This window comes from Alcanivorax sp. HI0083, assembly GCF_001635175.1.
The window spans coordinates 1-3,435 of record NZ_LWFX01001315.1 but is presented as its reverse complement, the minus strand read 5'-3'; the positions used below and the strand labels follow the sequence as shown (position 1 = coordinate 3,435).

Here is a 3,435-nt window from a genome sequence, read left to right as displayed (position 1 = left end):
TGATCGCCATCTTGTTTGGCAGTGGTGCGGATGGCAGCGGAGTCGGAGCCACAGCCCGGTTCGGTGATGGCCATGGCGGCCCACTTGCCCTTGAAGCGTTCCAGCTGTTCGTCGTTGGCTACGGCCGCAATGGCGGCGTTACCCAGGCCCTGGCGGGGCATGGCCAACAGGAAGCCGGTATCGCCGTAGCACATTTCCATGGCGCCCAGGCAAACGCCCATGTTGGCGCCATTTTTTACGCTGCCGTCGTCCTGCACCTTGCCGCTGCCGGTGGTGGCGGCGCCGGCGGAGTTGGCCGGGTCGCCTTCGTTGAAGCCATCCAGCACCGAGGCGAGCATATCCAGCTCTTTCGGGTATTCGTGCTCACCACGATCGTATTTGCGCGACAGCGGGCGCAGGGTGCTTTGTGCTACCTGATAGGCGTTGTTGATCAGGGGTTTGAACTTCTTGGGAATCTCGATATTCATGGTTGTCTCCCTCCTTACAGGTGCAGGCCGCCGAAGGCGACGCCCACAGCACGCAGATCCCGATACCAGCGTTCCACCGGGTACTCTTTGGTAAAGCCATGGCCACCGAGCAGCTGCACGCCGTCGGTGCCGATTTTCATGGCTTTATCCTTCACCAGGGTGCGGGCCAGGTGCGCTTCGCGCTGGAAGCTTTTGCCCTGTTCGGCACGGCTGGCCGCGCGGTAGGTGAGCATGCGCATGGCATCCAGTTCGATGGCCATATCGGCAATCATGAACGCCACGGACTGGCGATGGCTGATGGGTTCACCAAAAGCGGTGCGCTCGTTGCAGTAGGGGCCAACGTAGTCGAGCACCGCCTGGCTGGTGCCAATGGCCATGGCGCACCAGGCCAGGGTGCCCAGGTCCACGAAAGCGCGATAATCAAAATCGCCATTACCCAGGCGGTTGTCCGCCGGGATGCGCACGTTATCCAGTTTCAGCGGGCGCTGACCGCTGGCGCGGATGCCCATGGCGGGATCCTCTCCGGCGGTGAGTCCGTCGGTGCCGCCTTCCACGATAAACACCGCGGGGCCGGTGTCTGTTTGTGCGGCAACCAGGAAAATTTCCGCTTCGGCCGCCAGTGGCACCAGGGATTTTTCGCCGTTGAGAACGTAGTCGTTACCGTCCTTGCGGGCGGTGGTGGCCAGCGCCATGGGGTCGAACAACGGGCGCGGTTCGCACACCGCAATGGCGGCTTTGGGCGGATTCTCTTCGGCGAAGCTGCTCAGGTATTTGTCCTGCTGCTGAGCGGTGCCCCACTGGGTCAGCGCATTGGCGACCCCCATGGGGGCAAGAATCGCGACGGCCTGGCCCATGTCGCCACGGGCCAGATCTTCTGCCAGCAGCATGCTGGTAACGGTGGATTTCTCGGTGGCGGCGCCGCCCAGGGATTCCGGAACCGCGAAGAAATTCAGTCCCAGTTCCAATGCCTGGGCAATCACGTCTTCGCTGGTCTGCTGTGCGGCGTCAGCGTGTTCGGCCTGTTCGCGCAGTACGTTGGTGGCAAAGCCCTGCACGCTGTCGCGGATCATCTGTTGTTCGTCGGTGACGCCAAGATCGAACAGGTCACGGGTATGGCCGGGGGCGGTAAGGCGCTCGGGTTTGTTGCCTGCGTTACCGGACTTGAATGCACGGGCGGTGGTGGTCAGTACCTGGAAGCCGCCTTTGGTCAGGCTGTAGGCAAGCCGCTCAACGCTTTTACGCATGCCCATCTTGTCGAGCATCTCCGAGCTGGCCAGGCGGTTAAGCGCGGTCAGCGCATAACCCACTGCATCTTTCGCCATGATGGAACCTCATTGTTATGTCTATGGATTGCATTCGATTATGGAGAGGTGAGCGACGGTCACATTGACCAGTGTGACTGACAGGTCGGGCATAGTAGCAACCGTCCTGGCGCCACAGACCTAGCCATTGTCGGACTTAGAGCGTATGGGAGGTTTATCGCGCTACCAGCGACGCTGCTTTGGGAAAAGGGCGAGGGGGAGCTTGTTGATGTTCCTTTTCAACTTTTCAGTTTGAACTTTCAACCAGTCTCCGCGGGCAGGATGGCTGCGTCAGGGCACCCATTCCTCCCGCGTTACCTGCTGCTAATTGTTCAAAGGTTTTCGTACCGGTTCATATCGAGAATGCCGGCCTGGGTTGGCTCGTGCTCTTGCAGATACTGGTCCAGTGCGTGGAAGTATTGCCAAAACGCCGGGTGGGTGCGGCGGATGCCGTAGGCGTCGACCACTTTGGTGAAGTCTTCTTGCGTCTTCACTGCTTCCATCTGGCTGACGAACGCCTGTAATTGGTCGTCCTGCACCAGGAACATGAAGTTGGGGTAGCTGGCCAGCACGCCGGGATACAGGGTCAGGGTATCCAGGGGCGGCTGGTAACGCAGGGATTCCCCCATCATGAACGCCACGTTGCTATGGGCCCGGTTACGGAACAGAGAGTAGATTTCCTGCTCCCCCTGATTGCCCCGCACATGCACCATGCTGACTTCCGGCATAAAGTTCACCACCGGCAGGTTGGCGGCACGACGTGAAGAGATGGCACTGAGGGTGTGGTCGGCCTGCTGTTTCCAGGCAGACACATCAGCACGCTGACAATGCTCTCCATCACAGCGGTTGATCGGGTCTGGCCGGGCGTTCAGTTCAGTAAAGCGCGTCAGCAGCTTGTCGTTGAACTCGTTCATGGGGGTGCTGGTGTCGAATGGAATATCAGTGGGCAGGGTGGTGTCCACGGATTCGTAACTGACTGCCAGGCGCAGTTTGCCGGTGTTCTGATACCAGTTGGCCAGTACACTTTGGCGCAGCTCTGCCGGGAGGTAACGGAGAGTGTTTTGTTCCGCGCCGTTGCGGATCAGGTCAAAGTAGAGGCGAGTTTGTGCCTGATGGGAGACAGACCCGAACACATTGAAATTAACCACCAGGTTGTAATAACTGCGTTCGAACAGCGGATAGTCCATGACCCAGGTGGTCAGTGGCAGGTCACCAATCAGCCCTTTACGTACCGAGGCGTTATCGTGGTGCCGGAAGATGGTCAGTAGCGCATTGCGGTTATCGCCGTCACCATCCCACAGGGAGCCCCAGCCCGGACCCTGTGGTTCTCCCGTCCCGTAAGCCTGTTTGCGGGCTTTGAGGTAGTCGTTGCGTTTGCCGCTGTATTTCAGCCATTCGGAGCCGAGGGCCAGCAGGTCGTCATCCTGGCCTGGCAGGCCCAGCAAGTCGCTGACTTGGGCGCGGTAATTTTCATCGGTGATATAGAGGTCCTGGTCCGGATCCTGAAATACCGCCCAGAAATGGTCGCGGATCACATCGGTGGCCACCTGGCCGCGGCAAACCGGGCCGCGAATAAAGGTACGCACAAAATATTCGGCTTCATCCAGCATAAACTGGTAGCGGGCGCGGGCAGGAATATCGGCAAAAGTGACGAAGGGGTTGGCGCG

The 3,435-nt window shown here is 59.7% G+C and carries 2 protein-coding genes and 1 pseudogene; all 3 read right to left on the bottom strand.

Features of this window, described 5'->3' with window-relative positions; genetic code table 11:
- Nucleotides 1-467: pseudogene (locus tag A3754_RS19635) on the bottom strand (acyl-CoA dehydrogenase); the annotation flags it as partial.
- Nucleotides 468-481: 14 nt separating this feature from the next.
- Nucleotides 482-1,789, bottom strand: coding sequence for an acyl-CoA dehydrogenase family protein (locus A3754_RS19630; RefSeq protein ID WP_063521045.1), 1,308 nt, complete (start codon nucleotides 1,787-1,789; stop codon nucleotides 482-484).
- Between the two features lie 311 nt (nucleotides 1,790-2,100).
- Nucleotides 2,101-3,435 (bottom strand): fatty acid cis/trans isomerase (locus A3754_RS19625; protein ID WP_197468733.1); only part of this gene is annotated, 1,335 nt, incomplete at its 5' end.